We start from the raw sequence: 16,989 nt of genomic DNA on the forward strand, positions 1-16,989 counted from the left end.
CGGATCTTTCAGGTATCAGAACGGGTATTGAGACATTGGGGACCATGAAAAAAGAAAAGAAAGTAACTGACATACATTATATATTAAGGTGTATAGGATGTATGAAAAGTATGAGAATAAGAAAATCCTTGTCTGCTGACACTCCTAAGCTCAGTTCAATCAGATAAACTAATCACACCCTGCTAAATTCTTCACATTTTTATGCGTAAAACAGTATTGTTCCTGTCATTGGCCCTCATGTCCGGCATGTCGGCGACAGCCCGTAGCCTTAGTCCTGCAGAAGCATTGGGACGAGTGACCAACCAGCCCGCATTGCGCTCGTCAAGAGCTTCGGCCCAGACCCCGGTCATGACCGTAGGGACAGCGGACGCTCCGTCATTATACGTGTTCAACCGTCCGGAAGGCGGATGGATGATTGTTGCGGCTGACGATGTCGCCGCCCCGGTCATAGGCTACAGTGACAGCGGAGCCATTGATCCTGCCAATCTGCCGGAAAACATGAAAGGATGGCTTGACAACTGCAGCCGGCAGATTCTTGCGGCTTCGGCTGACGGTGCCGGGCCATATCTTGCATCCGAGACTCCTGACCGCGAAGAGATTGCCCCGATGGTAAAGACCACCTGGGACCAGGGGGCGCCTTACAACAAGCTCTGTCCAAAGGTATCAGGCCGTGCCACCTACACCGGCTGTGTGGCCACTGCGATGGCTCAGGTCATGAAATACTTCAACTGGCCGGCTCAGGCAGGTGCGAACGCCAACTTCTCATACAAATGGCGCGGAGGCCCTGCCGACACCCCGACTCTGAGCGCCGATTTCAGCAACTTCAGCTTTGACTGGAACAATATGCTTGACAGCTATTTCACAGCCTATAATTCAGCTCAGTCAGATGCCGTGGCCAATCTGATGAAGGCCTGCGGATATTCGGTCGAAATGGGCTACAGTCCTGTGGCATCCGCCGCGTTCAATGAAGTTGTGGGCCGGGCGCTTGTGACATATTTCGACTATGACGGCGGTCTCCACAATGAGCCCCGCGAGCTTTACTCCTCGGCCCGATGGGAGCAGATGGTCTATGACAACCTTAGAGACTGCGGCCCGATGGTCTACTGGGGTTCGGGCAGCGTGGCACACTGTTTTGTCTGCGACGGCTATCGTCCCGATGGTTATTTCCACTTCAACTGGGGTTGGTCAGGCAACAGCAACGGCTACTTCCTGCTTGACGCTCTGAATCCGTCATTCGTGGGTACAGGCGGAGGCACAGGCGGCTATAACAATGCCCAGGGTGCGCTTTTCGGTGCCAAGCCTTCTGACGGACTCAGGCCTGAACCGGTCTATACGTTCACTTGCTCCAGCTTTTCTGACCTTAAGGTCCAGGGAACTTACCTGACCATCCAGGGCATATTCAAGAACCGCTCGCCCTACAAGGTCAACGGAAACGCCGTCTATATGATCTACAGCGAAGACGGCTCGAAGCATGTGGCCACTGTCGATGATTTCTTCACCCCGTCGTCATTCACCGATTTCGGACCTGAGCTCGATCAGGTCACGCTGATGGGGTCGATCTCGAACTCAGTGCTCGGCGAGGGCACCTACCGCATATATCCCGGCATCCGTGTCGACGGCAAGGAATACGTGTTCCGCACACCGGTATCAGAGGCCGACTATATTATCTACACCCGCACCAAGACCGGAACCAACCAGTATCAGAACACCGCCACAGTGCCATCGGTAGGCGAGAAGGTAATCGAAAACCTGAGCACCAACGGCGATCTCTTTGTCAGCAGCCAGTTCAAGGTGTCGGGCACAGCCCGCTTCACAGGCGAAGCCGAGACAAGCCTCTATCTTCTTGCCGCGCTTCTCGATGATGAAGGCAAAGTGCTTGTGACCGCCGAAGGTGCCAACATCACCTTCACTCCTGAGGGCGAACCCTTTGAATTCATCAGCTCATGGTTCAGAACAACCGTCAAGCCCGGCGACTATACATTCGCGCTGGTCTATATGGATGATATAACTTACGAATACCGGATCGTGGCATCCTGCAAGACCACTGTGAGCCCGTATGTTTATGGTGAATATAAGATCAATAGCTTTGAAGTGGACAATCCCGCGGCTGTCGATCCGGCAGCTGTCCATATGACAGCCACAGTGTCCGGTCTGGGCGGTATTGCTCAGGATAAACTCTATTTCGAGATCAAGGATGCGGCCGGCAATACTGTCACAAGATTAATGAAAGATCTTTATGTGTCTGCCGGAAATACAGTCACTCTCAACGCCACCCTCTCGATTCCCGATGCAGTGGCGGGCGAAGCTTATACGGCCAATGTATGTTATGAACGATATTCTTTCCCCGGCGGCATGAAGCCGGTCTACGATTTACCTGACGTTCCCATCACCATCGGTGACACCAGCGGCATCCCAGGCATCGGCGCCGATGTCAATGCCAAGGTTGAGTATTTCAACCTCCGAGGCCTGCGCGTCGATGCGGCAGATCTTGTCCCCGGCATTTACATCCGCCGTCAGGGTTCGAAAGTCTCGAAAGTGATAGTGAAATAAACCGACTGAAAAAAAAATCCCCAAAAGATAAACCGATGAGAAAATCATTCTTATTCATATCGCTGGCCGCCGTCATGGCCGCCCCCGTAGCCTCGGCCCGCACTCTGAGCCCCTCGGAGGCCCTTGACAGGGCTACGGCTGAGGCCGTGATGCCGGTCTCACGCTCCGGCGGCTCGCCGGAACTGGTCATGACTCTCGGATCAGACGAGGCTCCGGCCATCTACGTGTTCAACCGTTCCGACAAGGGCTACATGATACTCTCGGCCGACGATGTCGCAGCACCCGTGATAGGCTACAGCGACAACGGCCGCCTCGATCCTGACAACCTCCCCGAAAACCTGCGTTTCTGGCTTGAACTCAACAAGGAGCAGATTCTCCGTGCCTCAGCCGAAGGCCATGCGCCTTATTCGCGTGCCGCCATTCCTGATCATGAGCCGATCGGTCCGCTGATGACAACAATGTGGAACCAGGAAGGACCCTACAATGACCTCTGCCCTATGATTGGATCGGCGAGAACTGTCACCGGCTGTGTGGCCACTGCTATGGCCGAGGTCATGAAATATCACAACTGGCCTGACAAGGGGGCGGAAGATGCCATGATCTCCTATCAGTGGCACAACGGCACGTCCGTTGTCACTCTGAGCGAAGATTTCAGCAACTACGAGTTCCAGTGGGATCTCATGATTGACGATTACCGCGACAGCCACACCAAAGAACAGGCCAACGCTGTGGCCAAGCTGATGCAGGCCTGCGGCTATTCCGTCAGTATGAGCTACGGCACCTCCGCCTCAGGCTCTTTCGGCGCGAAAGTGGGCGGTGCGCTGGTGAACTATTTCAAATATGACGCCGGACTCCACAATGAACCGCGCGAGATGTACTCTTCTGCCGCCTGGGACAATATGATCTATGAAAACCTGAAAACCTGTGGTCCGGTGCTCTGGTGGGGATCCGGCAGTGTCGGACACTGCTTTGTCTGCGACGGCTACCGTGGCGACGGATTCTACCACTTCAACTGGGGCTGGGGCGGTCTGAGCGATGGCTATTATCTTCTTGACGCGCTTAACCCCGGATCGACAGGGGTCGGCGGCGGCACAGGCGGCTTCAACAACGGCCAGGGTGTTCTCCTCGGTGTAAAGCCCGCCGGCAATGACTCGCCGGCCAAGCGCCGCTACACCTTCTATGCGTCTCAGGGTATCACCGAGACCTTTGTCTCCGGCTCGCTGCTGTCAATGTTCGGCACATTCAGCAACCTTTCGCCCTACATGGTTAACGCCACTTTCAAATTCCGTATCTTCGCTGAAGTAAACGGTGAGGAAAAATATCTGACATCATGCACGGCTTCGATCCCCTCGGCAGGTACGGAATTCTATCCTCCCTACTATGAGTCGATGATCGAATGTAACATTCCTGAGTCGTTGGAAGACGGGACATATCACATCTACCCCGCCGTTGAGTTTGATGGCGAGGAACATGTCTTCGCTTCGGCTCCCGGCTATCCTGATTATGTGATCTACACCCGCGAAGGAGGCGTCAACAAGGCCGAACTTCACCAGACGGCTTCTCTGGAAGTTGAAAATCTTTGTGCCAACGTCAACAATCTCATCTATAATGGCAAACGTTTCAGAGTCACCGGAACCGCGAAATTCGTTGGCGGCGTAGGCGATACCGAACGCTACATAGGTGTGCGCCTTCTCTCCCCATCAGGCGAGATCATTGCCTACAGCACCGAACTGAACATTAAATTTTCTGACGAGGGCTGTGACTTCGACTTCGTCAGCGCGGGCTTCAACATCGCTCCGGGCGAATACACTCTGGCTCTGCAGCTCGGTTTCGAGACGATAGCCACCTGCCGGGTGACCATCACCGACGAGATCCCTGAAGGGGAATATCAGATCACTGCCGTCGAGGTTGTGTCAGCCGTAGATCCGCAGAATCTCAAGTTCAATATCACGGTCAAAGGTATCTCCGGCCTGATCGACGAATACATGACGGTGAAAATCAGTCGCAGCATCACTCCGCTCAACACCGACAGACGGGTGCCGGTGTTCGTCACCGGAGGCCAGACCGCGGTCATCAGCTACACTGTTTCGCTGCCAAGCTATATGGTTCTCCCCGGTCAGCAGCATATTGTGAGAGCCGAACGCCAGTCAGGCACTTCTACTGTCGGCAAAACGGCCTCCGCTTATTTCATACTTGGCGACACCAGCGGCATTGACGGAATCGGGGCCGATACCGAAGTCCCTGCCGAGTATTTCAACCTTCAGGGCATGCCGGTCAGCGGTGAAAACCTTGCTCCAGGCATCTACATCCGCCGTCAGGGCCCGGAAGTGACCAAAATTCTTGTAAAATGACAATTCTCTATTCTTTACAACCTTATGCGTAAACCTCTATTGCTTTTGTCTCTGGCCGTCATGCTCGGCGGCCCTACAGCCACAGCGCGCAGTCTCAGCCCTGCCGAAGCGCTGGGGCGTGTCACCGGTCAATCGGTATCACGCTCAACGGCATCAGCCTCTGTGGCTCCGGTTATGACAGTGGGTCAGGCCGATGCTCCGGCTCTCTATGTGTTCAACCGTCCTGAAGGGGGCTGGATGATTGTATCGGCTGATGATGTGGCCATTCCGCTCGTGGGCTACAGTGAAAGCGGTTCGATTGATCCCGCTGATCTTCCCGATAATTTCAAAGGTTGGCTCGACCTCTGCGCCGACGGAATCCGTATGGCTTCTGACTTCGGAGCCGAGCCTTACAGCCGCTCTGTCAGCCGCGCAGGCGATCCCCGTGAGCCGATAGCTCCTCTTGTAGCCACCCGCTGGGACCAGGGAGCGCCTTACAATACATTCTGCCCCAAGTCATCAGGACGCCCAACCTACACCGGTTGCGTTGCCACCGCTATGGCCCAGGTGATGAAATATCACAACTGGCCTGACAAGGTGGCTGAAAATGCAAATCTCAGCTACAAATGGAACAACGAAACCCTCACCGAGGACTTCAGCAACTATGAATTCGACTGGGCCAGCATGACCGACACATATACATATGGTCAGTACACCGAAACCCAGGCCGACGCCGTAGCCAAGCTGATGCAGGCCTGCGGCTACTCGCTCCGCATGAGATATGCCTCCGATGCCTCGGCCGCCTACCAAGAGCAGGTTGGCAATGCCCTTGTGTCATATTTCAGATATGACCTTGACATACACAACGAGTTCCGCAGCTTCCACACCACCGACGAGTGGGAGCAGATGGTCTATGACAACCTCAAAAACTGCGGCCCGATGGTCTACTGGGGCGGAGCTCACTGTTTTGTCTGCGACGGCTATGACAAAGACGGTTATTTCCACTTCAACTGGGGTTGGTCCGGCCTCGGCGACGGCTATTTCAGCCTGTCTATGCTCAAGCCGAGCAGCCTCGGTACAGGTGGCGGTACAGGTGACTACACCAGCAACCAGGGTGCGCTCCTCGGCATAAAGCCTTCCACCGGCGCTGACTCTCCCCGCCGCTACACTTTCTGCATTGATGATCTTACGAACGCCTATGCCGGAAACACATATTTCAACATACACGGCACCTTCGTAAACCGCTCACCCTATACTGTCAGCGGTGAGTTCATCTATCAGATATTCAGCGAGGACGGAAGCAAAAAGATATCCACCAGCACCGTAGTTTCGCCTGTGTGCAGGAACTGGGGCATTGACATTGTTACCGGAAATACCGTGACTGCCCGTTCGATGATGGCCAAGATCTCAGGCCTTCCCGACGGCACTTATCGTGTCTATCCGGCTGTGCGTATCGATGGCGAGGAATACAACTTCCAGTGTCCTCCCACTGTGGCCGGCTATGTGCTTATCACCGTCAAAAGCGGACAGATTGTGGAATCTTCAATTCCCAAGGCCGGCGATCTGATTGTGGAGAACATTGACACCCACGGCGATTTCTATATCGACAGCAGCGTCAAAATCTCAGGAGTGGCCCGCTTCACCGGCAGAGCCGAGACAAGCACAGCTGTCAAGGCCGTGCTCCTCAATCCCGACAAGTCGGTACGCGCCTATTCGAACAGCAACATCACTCTTGACTTCTCGCCTGAAGGCACTCCCTTTGAATTTGTGACAGACTGGTTCTATGACAAGGGGCTATCGGTTGATCCTGGTGAATGGACATTTGCCATCGCAATGGTTGAAAACGGAGCCTACACCATGCTGGGCACCTGCCCCGTGACAGTCAATTCAAGAGTTCCGAAGCCCACCTACAAGAGTCCGATTACGGTTTCTGTAGCCAATGCCGAAGCGGTCGATCCCAATGACATCAAGGTCTCTGTTTCAGTTGAAGGTCTTACCGGAGTTGTCTACCGTGATTTTGAACTGCGTGTATTCCAGTCAGGTTTCCTGGGTACGGTAGTAGCAAAAAAGACTGTGCCGGTTTATGTAAGCGCAGGCCGGACTGCCACCGAGACCGTCTCGCTCTCTCTTCCCAAAGCCGTTGCCGGACAGCGCTACTATGTGGTGGCTGTGGTCAACAATGCAGGCAAAGAAGAGTATGTCACAGCTGGGAATGTCTACTTCACCATCGGCGACACCAGTGGCATAACCGATATCGAAGCCGACGGCAATGCCCCGGTTGAGTATTTCAACATCCAGGGTATGCCGGTAAATGCCGACAATCTTACTCCCGGCATCTACATCCGCCGTCAGGGCGGCAACGTGACCAAAATCCGGATCCGTTAATCCCCACGACCATCCGGACACGTCCGCGTTTATATTCCTCCATCCCCCGCAGCCGGGCTGATATGGCTTTGGCGTGATGGTAAATCAATGTCCTGTCGGACATTATCAAAAAGGATACTATCTACCCCCCCGACACCTGCGCGCTTTGCGCTGCGGTGTCGGGGGCTACTATTAAATCGGTGTCCTGCCGGACACCCGCTCCCCGCGTCCGTGCGGATCCGGCATGTTGCACCCGCCCTCCGCGTCCGTGTGGATCCGGCATGTTGCACCCGCCCTCTGCGACCATGCGGATGCGGTTCCGATGTTTCCACCGTCCCTGTGGGCGTGTGGTACCGGATGGTGATGTCCGTTAGGACATCGATTTACTCATAGCCCGTGACACCGCAGCGCCTTGCGCGCAGGTGTCACGGGTTTATGATTCCCCCGTCGTATCGTGTCCGTGAGGACACGGATTTACGGATCCGTAAGGCGGGCGTCGGAATGAGGCTTAACCGGGAGTTCGCGTCTTACGTCCGTATCGTGATGGTAAATCAATGTCCTGTCGGACACCCGCCCCTCCGCGTCCGTGTGGATCCGGCATGTTGCACCCGCCCTCCGCGACCGTGTGGCATGGCGGGGGGAAACAAACGCGGCGTCGGCCCGGATGAAGGGCAGACGCCGCGCGCGTTTTTTTATTCCGTAGGCAAAGCCTCTCAGGAGGCTAAACCGGTGCGGGATTTAGAAGTTGTAGTAGAAACCGAAAGAAAGGTTGTTTGAGAAATTGAATCCCCAGCCATATTCATAGCCAACAAGGTTACCTGCTGCTTTAGCTTCATCATTACCATCAAGATAACCAAGGAAACCGAAGTGAGCAACGAGAGAGCATTTGTCAGAAAGTGCATAAGATACACCGGGTTTGAAGCCGATACCATAAGTAACGGCAGTATCAGAAGAATCATCGCCGAATTTGGCTTTACCGAAGCCGAGGTCAATGCCACCGTCAACGAAAAGGCTGAGGTTGCCGGATTTAATGAAAGAGTAGCGTGCATACGGGTCGAATTTCACCAGATTGAGGGTTGCTTCATGCTGATGCTTGTAATCCCAACCGATAACTGTTCCGATCGCCCAAGTATCATTGAGATTATAACCAACTTCAGGAAGGATATTGATGTGGGTCAATTTACTAGAACCATCACGCCATGCGCCGATAGAACCACCTACATAAACCTGTGCGGATACACCGAGTGCCATAATAGCCATAACGGCCATAACTAAGAACTTTTTCATAATGTGAATTATTAAAGGTTAGTAATAAAAAAGTGTTTGTTTCTAAGGGTTGAAAACGAGTTGTTTAGGTTGAAATGTGTATATTTCGTGTGTGAGATATAGTATTTCGTCACAAAGATATGATAAAATTTATAAAAATTAAAAATTTTTCGATAATATTTTTAAATTGTTTGATCTGATTTTGGTTATAAACAGTTGGTAATTGGGGCGATAGACATAACCGGGAGGCTTGCAAATGCAAGCCTCCCGGTTATCAGATATACTCATTGTTTATCGGATGAGCACTTTGCCTGTCGAACCGTCGGCACGGCGGAAAATGTAGATGCCGGCCGAGGGAGTGCCGTCTACGCGGCGTCCGCAGAGATCGAAGTATTCGGTAATACCTGCCGCATCGGCCTCTATATCGGCTATGCCTGACTCGGCCGTGCCCTCGATCTTGGCGAAGCGTCCCCATAGGCTGTTGGCCTTATAGGCTTCAAGAGCGCTTTCTGGCACCGTGAGAGTTGCTCCGGCAAAAACTTGGGTCGAGAAAACCGACGAGTTTGCGTAGGGTGCGGTGTCGCGGTTGATATTGATGGCCGTCACGTTGTCGCAGCCGGCAAACGAATTATCAGGAATTGACGAGACGGCCTCGCCGATATTGATGGTCTGGAGAGTGGAACGTTTTGAAAACGGCAGGCCATTGACATCAGTCGCAGTGCAGGTCCATGAGCGGTTGAGATTCAGAGTTTTAAGGCGGCACCATGCGTCATTGTTCGGATTGGCGGTATATATGCCATGTCCAAAAACGTCAGAGCCTAATTTCAGTGGCTGAGAGGCTTCTTCAATTGTTACGGTGGCCAATTTTGCGCAGTAGCTGAAAGCCTCATTCCCTATTTCCTGAACATTTCCGGGTATCTTCACATTAGTGAGACTGGAGCAACCGGCAAAAGCCATTTTGCTGATCGTGGTGACTGTGGAGCTGATAATGAGAGTTGTGGCCCTTGAGCAATAGTTGAAAGCATCATCGTGAATAATCTCAATGCCTTCTGGAATCACTATTGCGGTAAGTGCTGGGTTGGCGTTGAATGCCTCGCGGTTTATCTCACGCATTCCCGTGCTGATCCACAGAGCATAGAGACTCCGGTTGCCATATACTCCACGTGGCTCCACTTCTGTGACGCTGTTGGGAAGCCTGAGTTCGAAAAGTCTGAGTGTCTGCGAAATGGCACAGCTTTTGATGACAGTGACGGTCTCAGGAATTTTTAGCGCGGTCAGATAGCCATTGCCGTAGAATGCGCTGTCGCCAAGAGCTGTGACGGTGTATGCTGTGCCGTTGTATTCCACGGTTTCTGGTATCACTACCGAACTGAGCTGGGCATTTTTGTCGTGTCGGCCCACTTCACAGGTTTTGTCGGCTTCAGAGAGAATATTGTAGTTTAAGCCTTCATAGGTAAAGGTCACTTTGTCTGCTGCATGAAGGCCTAAGGCAGTGCCGAGACCGATTGCAGCCGATAAAATCTTGTTTCTCATTGGTAATGCGATGAATGAATTTGGTGTATGTTGCAAATATACGATGTTGGAGTCGTTTTTGCAATATTTCAATGAATATTTGCTAATTTTGCAATAACAAAACCATCCAGTCAAACCATGCAATCAGACACAGAAGTCAGCCCGGCTGACACTATATATAATATATGTGGTGGCGAAGACTCGCTTCATGACAGCTTCGACCGCGAACATCTCTGGCATCCCTACACATCGACCATCGATCCGCTGCCGACCTATAAGGTCGACTCGGCCTCCGGAGTGCGCCTGCGCCTTGCCGACGGCCGCGAGCTGATTGACGGCATGTCGTCATGGTGGTGTACCATCCACGGCTACAACCACCCGGTGATCAATGCCGCAGTAGAGCGTCAGATATCGAAGATGAGCCATGTGATGTTTGGAGGCCTCACCCATGAGCCGGCAATAGAGCTCGGCAAGCTCCTGCTGGAGATGGCTCCGCCGTCGATGAACAACATCTTCTATGCCGATTCCGGCTCGGTGGCCATCGAAGTGGCCATGAAAATGGCGGTGCAGGCATCGGTATCGCGTTCGGGCGACCATCGGAAGACCAATTTCGTCACCATCCGAAGCGGCTATCACGGCGACACCTGGAACGCTATGAGCGTCTGCGACCCCGTCACCGGTATGCACGGAGTCTTCGGCCCGGCGCTTCCCATCCGCTTCTTCGCCCCCGCTCCGCAGGTGACTTTTGACGGACTCTGGGATCCCGCCGACATAGAGCCTCTGGCCGAGATTATCCGCAGCCACAGGGACGAGCTCGCAGCCCTGATACTCGAACCCGTGGTGCAGGGTGCCGGAGGGATGCGCTTCTACCATCCGCAATATCTCCGCGAGGCGCGTCGTCTCTGTGACGAAGCCGGCATTTATCTGATATTCGACGAAATCGCCACCGGATTCTGGCGCACGGGCAAATGTTTCGCCTTGGAACACGCCGGAGTGGAGCCCGACATCATGTGTATAGGCAAAGGCCTGACCGCCGGCTATATGACCATGAGCGCCGTGATGACATCGCGTGATGTGGCCGACACCATCTCGCGAGGCGAGGCCGGTGTGATGATGCACGGCCCGACATTCATGGCCAACCCTCTGGCCTGCGCTGTGGCCGTGGCCTCGCTGAAACTGCTGCGCAGCCAGAACATGGAAGCTCGCATCAACCATATAGAAACCCTCATGCGGCGCCATCTGATAGCCGCCGTCAGAGTGCCAGGTGTCAGAGATGTCAGAGTGCTCGGCGCAATCGGCGTGATCGAGATGGAAGAGCCGGTCAACGTGGGCGAATTCCAGAAGCGCTGCGTGGAGCGCGGCATCTGGGTGAGACCCTTCGGCCGCAATGTCTACATAATGCCACCTTATATTATATCAGACTCCGACCTGCGGCGCCTGATAGAGCAGATGATCGAGTGCATAAAGTGAAAAAATACGCTGACATACTCGACTCGCTGCGCCTGGGCGGAAATCTGCGGACCATTCCTGAGGAATGTGTCGCGGAAGCTGTGACCGATTTCTCGTCAAACGACTATCTCGGACTGGCCGCGCGCCCGGAGCTGCAGGAGGAATTCTTTGCCGATCCGCAGCGGAGACGCATCCCCATGAGCTCATCGGCCTCGCGCCTGCTGAGCGCCCGCCAGCGGGAATATGATGCTCTCGAACGCCGCCTCGGCGAGCTTTACGGACGGCCTTGCCTGCTGATGAACAGCGGCTATCATGCCAACACGGGGCTGATAGCGGCCCTGGCTGACAGCCGGACCCTCATCGTGGCCGACAAGCTGGTCCATGCGAGCATCATCGACGGCATAGTCCTGTCAAAAGCGCCCTTCGAACGCTTCCGCCACAACGATCTCGGCCATCTCGAACGCATACTGGCCAAGGCGGCCGGAAAATATGACTCGGTGCTCATTGTGGCCGAAAGCGTCTACAGCATGGACGGTGACCGGGCCGACATCAGCGGTCTCGCCGCCCTGCGTCGGCGCACTCCGGGAGCCATGCTCTATATCGACGAGGCCCACGCCGTAGGAGCCGAAGGCCCCGGCGGACTCGGACTCTGTCGCGCCTCGGAATGCTACGCCGATGTCGACGTGGTTGTCGGCACTTTCGGCAAGGCATTCGCCTCGATGGGAGCCTTCTGCGCCGTCTCGCCCGTGGTCCGCGACTATCTCGTCAACCGTTCGCGCAGCCTGATCTTCTCCACCGCCCTGCCCCCCATTACGGCAGAGTGGACCCGCTTCCTGCTTGAAAAAATACTGCTCATGGACAGCGAGCGCGATCACCTGCGCCAACTCGGCCACCGCCTGCGCGAGAGTCTGCAGCCGCTCTCTCCTGACTTCACCATAACTCCAAGCCACATCCAGCCACTGGTCCTCGGCTCTGCCGAAAAGGCCGTCAGCTTTTCACGCAGGCTGCTCGACGCCGGGCTGAAAGTGCTCCCGATACGCACCCCGACGGTGCCTCCCGGCACCGAACGCCTGCGTATCAGCCTGAGCGCGGCCATGACCACCGCTGACATAGACCGCTTAGCCAATGAAATTTCACGTATTTCCGCCGACTGACCCGAATGCGCCTGAGCGCGCCATACTCATCTTTGCCGGATGGGGTATGGACGAAAAGCCTTTTGCCTCGCTGAAGCAGGAAGGCTACAGGATCATTGCCGTGTGGGACTACCGGGAGCCCGCATTTCCTCCCTCCCTTGTGGAGGAGCTTGAACAGTATCGCGAGATAGCCGTAATAGGCTGGTCGTTCGGCGTTCCGGCCGCCACCCGCTTTCTGGCCGCCCATCTTGAGCTTCCGGTCAGCGCCCGCATAGCCGTCAACGGCACCATGCACCCGGTCAGTGACTCTCTCGGCATACCCGAAGCCATTTTTCGCGGCACTCTCGCCGGACTGAGCGAAAAGACCCTCTCGAAATTCAACCTGCGCATGTGTGGCTCTGCGGAGAGCTACCGCAGATTCTCCCTGACCCTCCCCGCGCGCGACATCGACGGCCTGCGGGCCGAACTTGTGGCTGTGGAGAGCGCGGGCGATGCCTGCGGAGCCATCTGGGACACCGCAATAGTAGGCACAGCCGACCGCATCATTCCGCCAGAAAACCAGCTGCGCGCATGGCAAGGCGGCGAGGCTGTCGAGACTCTGACAGTAGCTGATGGCCCGCATCTGCCCGATTTTCAGGCTATAATCAATGAATTCATAACCGAAAAAGGCCTTGTGGCTGAAAAATTCGGCCGCGCCGGAGAGACCTATGATGACAATGCCGTGGTCCAGCGCCAGATTGCCGAAAAACTCTGCTCGAAGGCCATAGCGGCTGGTGGCGAGCATTGCCGCACAATCCTTGAGATAGGCTGCGGCACCGGGCTGACCACCCGCATGCTTGCCGAGGCCTTTCCTGATGCCGAAATCACGGGCTGGGACCTCCACATACCCCACGCTTTCAGCCGCGCAGCCGGCTGCGGCCGCATAAAAGCCCTTGAATGCGATGCGGAGACTCAGATCAGACAGCTGCCTGACGCCTCGGTCGACATGATCTTCTCGGCCTCCACGGTCCAGTGGTTCAACTCGCTGCCTGAATTCCTGCGCCAGACCGCAAGAGTGCTGCGTCCGGGAGGCCTGGCCTTCATCTCCACCTTCGGCCCGGCTACCATGCGCCAGATACGCGACATTCTCCCGCAGGCCACCCACTATCCGCCTGCCGCAACCCTCCGGCGCATGATACCCCCCTCGCTGCACACCCTGTGTTTCGAGGAAGAGGAGCGCACCCTGCGCTTTGGCTCGCCCCTCGAAGCCCTGCGCCACGTCAAACTCACAGGCGTCAATGCCCTGAGCAGCGACAACGGCGGCGCGCGGGCGCGCGAAGTGCTCCGCCTTTATCCCGCCGAGGCCGACGGAAGCGCCTCGCTGACCTATAACCCGATCTATATATCACTCAAGAGGGTGTTATTAAACACTCTCTAAAAAACTGAACTCAAAACCGACCTATGAGCCAGGCATATTTCATTTCAGGCATAGACACCGACGCCGGCAAGAGCTACGTCACCGGTTATCTTGCTTCACTCATTATGAAGGAAGGCAAGAGCGTGATCACCCAGAAATTCATCCAGACCGGCAACACCGGATTTTCGGAAGACATCGACCTGCACCGCAAGATTATGGGAGTGGAAATGCTGCCGGAGGACCTCGACCACACCACAGCTCCGGTTATCTTCTCCTATCCCGCCTCGGCCCAGCTGGCCGCGCGTCTTGACGGGCGTGAGATCGACCTCGCGGTGATCGACGAGGCCACCCGCAAACTCAAAGAGCGTTATGACATTGTGCTCATCGAGGGTGCCGGAGGACTGATGGTCCCGGTGACCGATGACTTCTTCACCATCGACTACGTAAGTTCGCGCAGACTGCCGCTCATACTTGTGGCCAACGGAGTGCTTGGGTCGATCAACCACACAGTGCTCTCGCTTGAGGCCATCAAAGCGCGCGGCATAGAACTTGCCGCGCTCATCTACAACGAGCATTTCGACACCGACCGCGTCATAGCCGAAGACACCCAGGGCTTTCTGCGCCGCTACGTAAGCCGCCACTTCCCCGCAGCCCGCTTCGCCACCGTCCCCAGCCTTCAGGACTGAGGAAATTACACAAATAATTCGTAACTTTGCGGCGATAAAAGACCCTAATCCACATCATGGACATCAACCAATACAGCATATCCATATCAAAGGAGGAGCTATCGGTGCTGCCGACAGTCGAGTTTCCAGGAAAGATCACTGTGCTTGACAACGTAGGTGACGCCCGCGCGGCCCTGCGCTATCTGCGCAAATGCGGCACCGTAGGCTTCGACACCGAGACCAAGCCAAATTTCCGCAAGGGACAGACCAACACCGTGTCGCTGATCCAGATCTCGACCCTCGACCACAGCTTCCTGTTCCGCCTCAACAAGCTCGGCTTCTTCCAGGAGATGCGCGAGTTCATGGAGACCGATGATGTGGTGAAGGTAGGGCTGTCGCTGCGCGACGATTTCCATGTGCTGCACCGCATAGCGGCCTTCGAGCCGCAGAATTTCGTAGATCTGCAGGCTGTGGTCAAAACATTCCGCATAAGCGATTCGAGCCTGCAGAAAATCTACGGCATTCTCTTCAGCGGGCGTATCTCCAAGAGTCAGCGTCTCAGCAACTGGGAAGCCGCCGAACTTTCGCCCGGACAGCAGAACTATGCCTCGATCGATGCATGGGCCTGTCTGAGGATCTACAATCTTCTGACTGACGGAGGCTTCGACCCGGCCGAGTCGGCCTATCTTCACCCTATTGTCACAGCCGACAGCAGCGATGCCGCCGACAGCGGCAACAACTGATCATAAAACCTTATCTTAAGTATAGCATGAAACTACGCCGTTCAACTTTCATCCCTCTCATTCTGCTTGTCTATCTCGCAGTGATGAGCTACATCGGGTTCCCCGAATACCGCCAGGGCCACTATTTCTACTATTTCGGAGTGATAGGCCTGACCCTCATTATTATAGCGCTGCTCCATCTCTTCCTCAAGAAGCGCGAACGGCAGCGACCGTAACCATCCTCCCACATAAAACCGACATTATCAGCCATGCAGATCAGAATTCCACGCGAAATCACCGAAACCGCCGCCTCGGCCGGCGCCGCCAAGGCCTCGCTTACAGTCAACAGTACCGGCCGCCTGCTGACAGCCGCCTGTCTCGCCGGGGCCTACATAGCTCTCGGCGGAATACTCTCGCTCGTGGTGGGCTTCGGGTTTCCGGAAATCACCGGCGGCAATCCATCGATGCAGAAACTGCTGAGCGGGTGCATGTTCCCGATCGGGCTGATACTCGTGGTGGTGCTCGGCGCCGAACTCTTCACCGGTAACAACGCTCTGCTGATACCTTCCTACATGAAGCGCGAGCATTCGATGGCCACGGTGGTGCGCAACTGGACGCTTGTCTACATCGGCAACTTCATCGGCGCGCTGCTGTTCACCTGGCTCATGGTCTATGCCTGCGGGCTGACTTCGGCCGAGCCTTACCACAGCGCGATCACCGGCATTGCCAAGGCCAAGGTGTCGATGCCCTGGCTCACAGTGCTACTCAAGGGCATAGGTGCCAACTGGTGTGTCTGTCTGGCCGTGTGGCTTGCCTTGGCCGGAAAGACCTTCTTCGAGAAGGCTCTCGGCTGCTGGCTTCCGGTGATGGCCTTCGTGGTGCTGGGCTACGAGCACTCGATAGCCAATATGTTTTTCATTCCGCTCGGTATGATGGAGGGGGCTGAGATAGGCATAGGCGAAGCAGTGTGGCGCAATCTCATCCCTGCCACAATAGGCAATATAATAGGTGGCGCCTTGCTTGTAGGCACCGTCTACGGCTATCTTCACGGAATCCGGCGCAAATAGTGTCTGACGGCTTCACCCACACATACACCGGCTCACAGACTGGATTTTGCCGTAATCAGAATTCAGAAAAGCAGTAGGGCAGGAGCGACTTGACCGAGGGGAAGATGAAGCAGCGCCCCGCGCCTGCAAGTATGACGGGCACGTCAGCTCCGGCGAGAGTCTCATATTCAAGCAACACCTGGCGGCAGGCTCCGCAGGGCGAGATGGGCGAGTCGAGTTCCTTTCCGTCTGTTCCGCGGGCCGCGATTGCTATGGTCTTGAATTTTGCATCGGGATAGGTGGAGTGGGCGTAGAACGCAGTGGTGCGTTCGGCGCAGGTTCCCGATGGATAGGCGGCGTTTTCCTGATTTGATCCGCTGAGCATCTCGCCGTTGTCGAGCAGTATGGCCGCTCCGACGCTGAATTTGCTGTAAGGCGCATAGCTGCGGAAGGTGGCTTTGCGGGCGAGGGTGACGAGTGTCTGCTGTTCTAGGCTGAGTTCCTCGAACGAGGCCTCGGTGACGGGTATGGTGATATCAAATGTCTTCATAATCGG

General features: G+C 55.4%; 13 protein-coding genes. 10 read left to right on the plus strand and 3 right to left on the minus strand.

What is annotated here, in order from left to right:
• The first annotated feature begins 201 nt into the window (after positions 1 to 201).
• From FDZ78_RS07680 to FDZ78_RS07690, 3 genes are read left to right on the plus strand one after another with little or no spacing between them, the layout of a single operon-like run.
• Positions 202 to 2,550 carry a C10 family peptidase gene (locus tag FDZ78_RS07680; RefSeq protein WP_136408350.1) on the plus strand — a complete coding sequence of 783 codons (2,349 nt, stop codon included), beginning with the start codon at positions 202 to 204 and terminating at the stop codon, positions 2,548 to 2,550.
• A 35-nt stretch (positions 2,551 to 2,585) separates the two neighbouring features.
• The gene (locus tag FDZ78_RS07685; protein ID WP_136408351.1) at positions 2,586 to 4,901 is read left to right on the plus strand and encodes a C10 family peptidase; all 2,316 of its coding nucleotides are present in this window, start codon (positions 2,586 to 2,588) and stop codon (positions 4,899 to 4,901) included.
• Positions 4,902 to 4,925: 24 nt separating this feature from the next.
• Positions 4,926 to 7,265 (plus strand): C10 family peptidase, encoded by a 2,340-nt coding sequence (locus tag FDZ78_RS07690; protein ID WP_136408352.1) that lies wholly within the window; start codon positions 4,926 to 4,928, stop codon positions 7,263 to 7,265.
• Positions 7,266 to 7,982: 717 nt separating this feature from the next.
• Here FDZ78_RS07690 and FDZ78_RS07695 read toward each other — a convergent pair.
• Both FDZ78_RS07695 and FDZ78_RS07700 read right to left on the minus strand, forming a co-directional pair.
• On the minus strand, positions 7,983 to 8,531 hold the full coding sequence (locus FDZ78_RS07695) for an outer membrane beta-barrel protein (protein WP_136408353.1): 549 nt from the start codon (positions 8,529 to 8,531) through the stop codon (positions 7,983 to 7,985).
• Positions 8,532 to 8,801: 270 nt separating this feature from the next.
• Positions 8,802 to 10,043, minus strand: a complete 1,242-nt coding sequence (locus FDZ78_RS07700) for a leucine-rich repeat domain-containing protein (protein WP_136408354.1) — start codon at positions 10,041 to 10,043, stop codon at positions 8,802 to 8,804.
• Between the two features lie 117 nt (positions 10,044 to 10,160).
• Here FDZ78_RS07700 and bioA point away from each other — a divergent pair, with 117 nt between their 5' ends.
• From bioA to FDZ78_RS07735, 7 genes are read left to right on the plus strand one after another with little or no spacing between them, the layout of a single operon-like run.
• Positions 10,161 to 11,492 (plus strand): adenosylmethionine--8-amino-7-oxononanoate transaminase, encoded by a 1,332-nt coding sequence (bioA, locus tag FDZ78_RS07705; RefSeq protein ID WP_136408355.1) that lies wholly within the window; start codon positions 10,161 to 10,163, stop codon positions 11,490 to 11,492.
• Positions 11,489 to 12,625 (plus strand): 8-amino-7-oxononanoate synthase, encoded by a 1,137-nt coding sequence (locus FDZ78_RS07710; RefSeq protein ID WP_168181994.1) that lies wholly within the window; start codon positions 11,489 to 11,491, stop codon positions 12,623 to 12,625. Before bioA ends, FDZ78_RS07710 begins: the two co-directional genes overlap by 4 nt.
• Positions 12,597 to 14,021 carry a pimeloyl-ACP methyl esterase BioG family protein gene (locus FDZ78_RS07715; RefSeq protein ID WP_136408357.1) on the plus strand — a complete coding sequence of 475 codons (1,425 nt, stop codon included), beginning with the start codon at positions 12,597 to 12,599 and terminating at the stop codon, positions 14,019 to 14,021. The genes FDZ78_RS07710 and FDZ78_RS07715 overlap by 29 nt, the downstream gene beginning before the upstream one ends.
• A 23-nt stretch (positions 14,022 to 14,044) precedes the next feature.
• Positions 14,045 to 14,686 carry a dethiobiotin synthase gene (bioD, locus tag FDZ78_RS07720; protein WP_107031146.1) on the plus strand — a complete coding sequence of 214 codons (642 nt, stop codon included), beginning with the start codon at positions 14,045 to 14,047 and terminating at the stop codon, positions 14,684 to 14,686.
• Positions 14,687 to 14,742: 56 nt separating this feature from the next.
• Positions 14,743 to 15,408, plus strand: coding sequence for a 3'-5' exonuclease (locus tag FDZ78_RS07725; protein WP_136408358.1), 666 nt, complete (start codon positions 14,743 to 14,745; stop codon positions 15,406 to 15,408).
• Between the two features lie 26 nt (positions 15,409 to 15,434).
• Positions 15,435 to 15,623, plus strand: coding sequence for a hypothetical protein (locus tag FDZ78_RS07730; RefSeq protein WP_107031148.1), 189 nt, complete (start codon positions 15,435 to 15,437; stop codon positions 15,621 to 15,623).
• Between the two features lie 33 nt (positions 15,624 to 15,656).
• Complete coding sequence (locus FDZ78_RS07735; protein ID WP_136408359.1) at positions 15,657 to 16,454, plus strand: formate/nitrite transporter family protein; 798 nt, start codon at positions 15,657 to 15,659, stop codon at positions 16,452 to 16,454.
• Between the two features lie 55 nt (positions 16,455 to 16,509).
• On the opposite strand, the gene FDZ78_RS07740 is transcribed toward FDZ78_RS07735, so the two are convergent.
• Positions 16,510 to 16,983 carry a cytidine deaminase gene (locus FDZ78_RS07740; RefSeq protein WP_136408360.1) on the minus strand — a complete coding sequence of 158 codons (474 nt, stop codon included), beginning with the start codon at positions 16,981 to 16,983 and terminating at the stop codon, positions 16,510 to 16,512.
• Positions 16,984 to 16,989: the final 6 nt, after the last annotated feature.

Source organism: Duncaniella sp. B8 (genome assembly GCF_005304985.1).
Taxonomy (GTDB): domain Bacteria; phylum Bacteroidota; class Bacteroidia; order Bacteroidales; family Muribaculaceae; genus Duncaniella; species Duncaniella muris.

Excerpts from the sequence above, each read along its gene's own strand:
- FDZ78_RS07695 (WP_136408353.1), bottom strand. The coding sequence starts at position 8,531 with ATGAAAAAGTTCTTAGTTATGGCCGTTATGGCTATTATGGCACTCGGT.
- FDZ78_RS07725 (WP_136408358.1), top strand. The coding sequence starts at position 14,743 with ATGGACATCAACCAATACAGCATATCCATATCAAAGGAGGAGCTATCG.
- FDZ78_RS07740 (WP_136408360.1), bottom strand. The coding sequence starts at position 16,983 with ATGAAGACATTTGATATCACCATACCCGTCACCGAGGCCTCGTTCGAG.
- FDZ78_RS07685 (WP_136408351.1), top strand. The coding sequence starts at position 2,586 with ATGAGAAAATCATTCTTATTCATATCGCTGGCCGCCGTCATGGCCGCC.
- FDZ78_RS07690 (WP_136408352.1), top strand. The coding sequence starts at position 4,926 with ATGCGTAAACCTCTATTGCTTTTGTCTCTGGCCGTCATGCTCGGCGGC.
- FDZ78_RS07700 (WP_136408354.1), bottom strand. The coding sequence starts at position 10,043 with ATGAGAAACAAGATTTTATCGGCTGCAATCGGTCTCGGCACTGCCTTA.
- bioA (WP_136408355.1), top strand. The coding sequence starts at position 10,161 with ATGCAATCAGACACAGAAGTCAGCCCGGCTGACACTATATATAATATA.
- FDZ78_RS07680 (WP_136408350.1), top strand. The coding sequence starts at position 202 with ATGCGTAAAACAGTATTGTTCCTGTCATTGGCCCTCATGTCCGGCATG.
- FDZ78_RS07715 (WP_136408357.1), top strand. The coding sequence starts at position 12,597 with ATGAAATTTCACGTATTTCCGCCGACTGACCCGAATGCGCCTGAGCGC.
- FDZ78_RS07735 (WP_136408359.1), top strand. The coding sequence starts at position 15,657 with ATGCAGATCAGAATTCCACGCGAAATCACCGAAACCGCCGCCTCGGCC.
- bioD (WP_107031146.1), top strand. The coding sequence starts at position 14,045 with ATGAGCCAGGCATATTTCATTTCAGGCATAGACACCGACGCCGGCAAG.
- FDZ78_RS07730 (WP_107031148.1), top strand. The coding sequence starts at position 15,435 with ATGAAACTACGCCGTTCAACTTTCATCCCTCTCATTCTGCTTGTCTAT.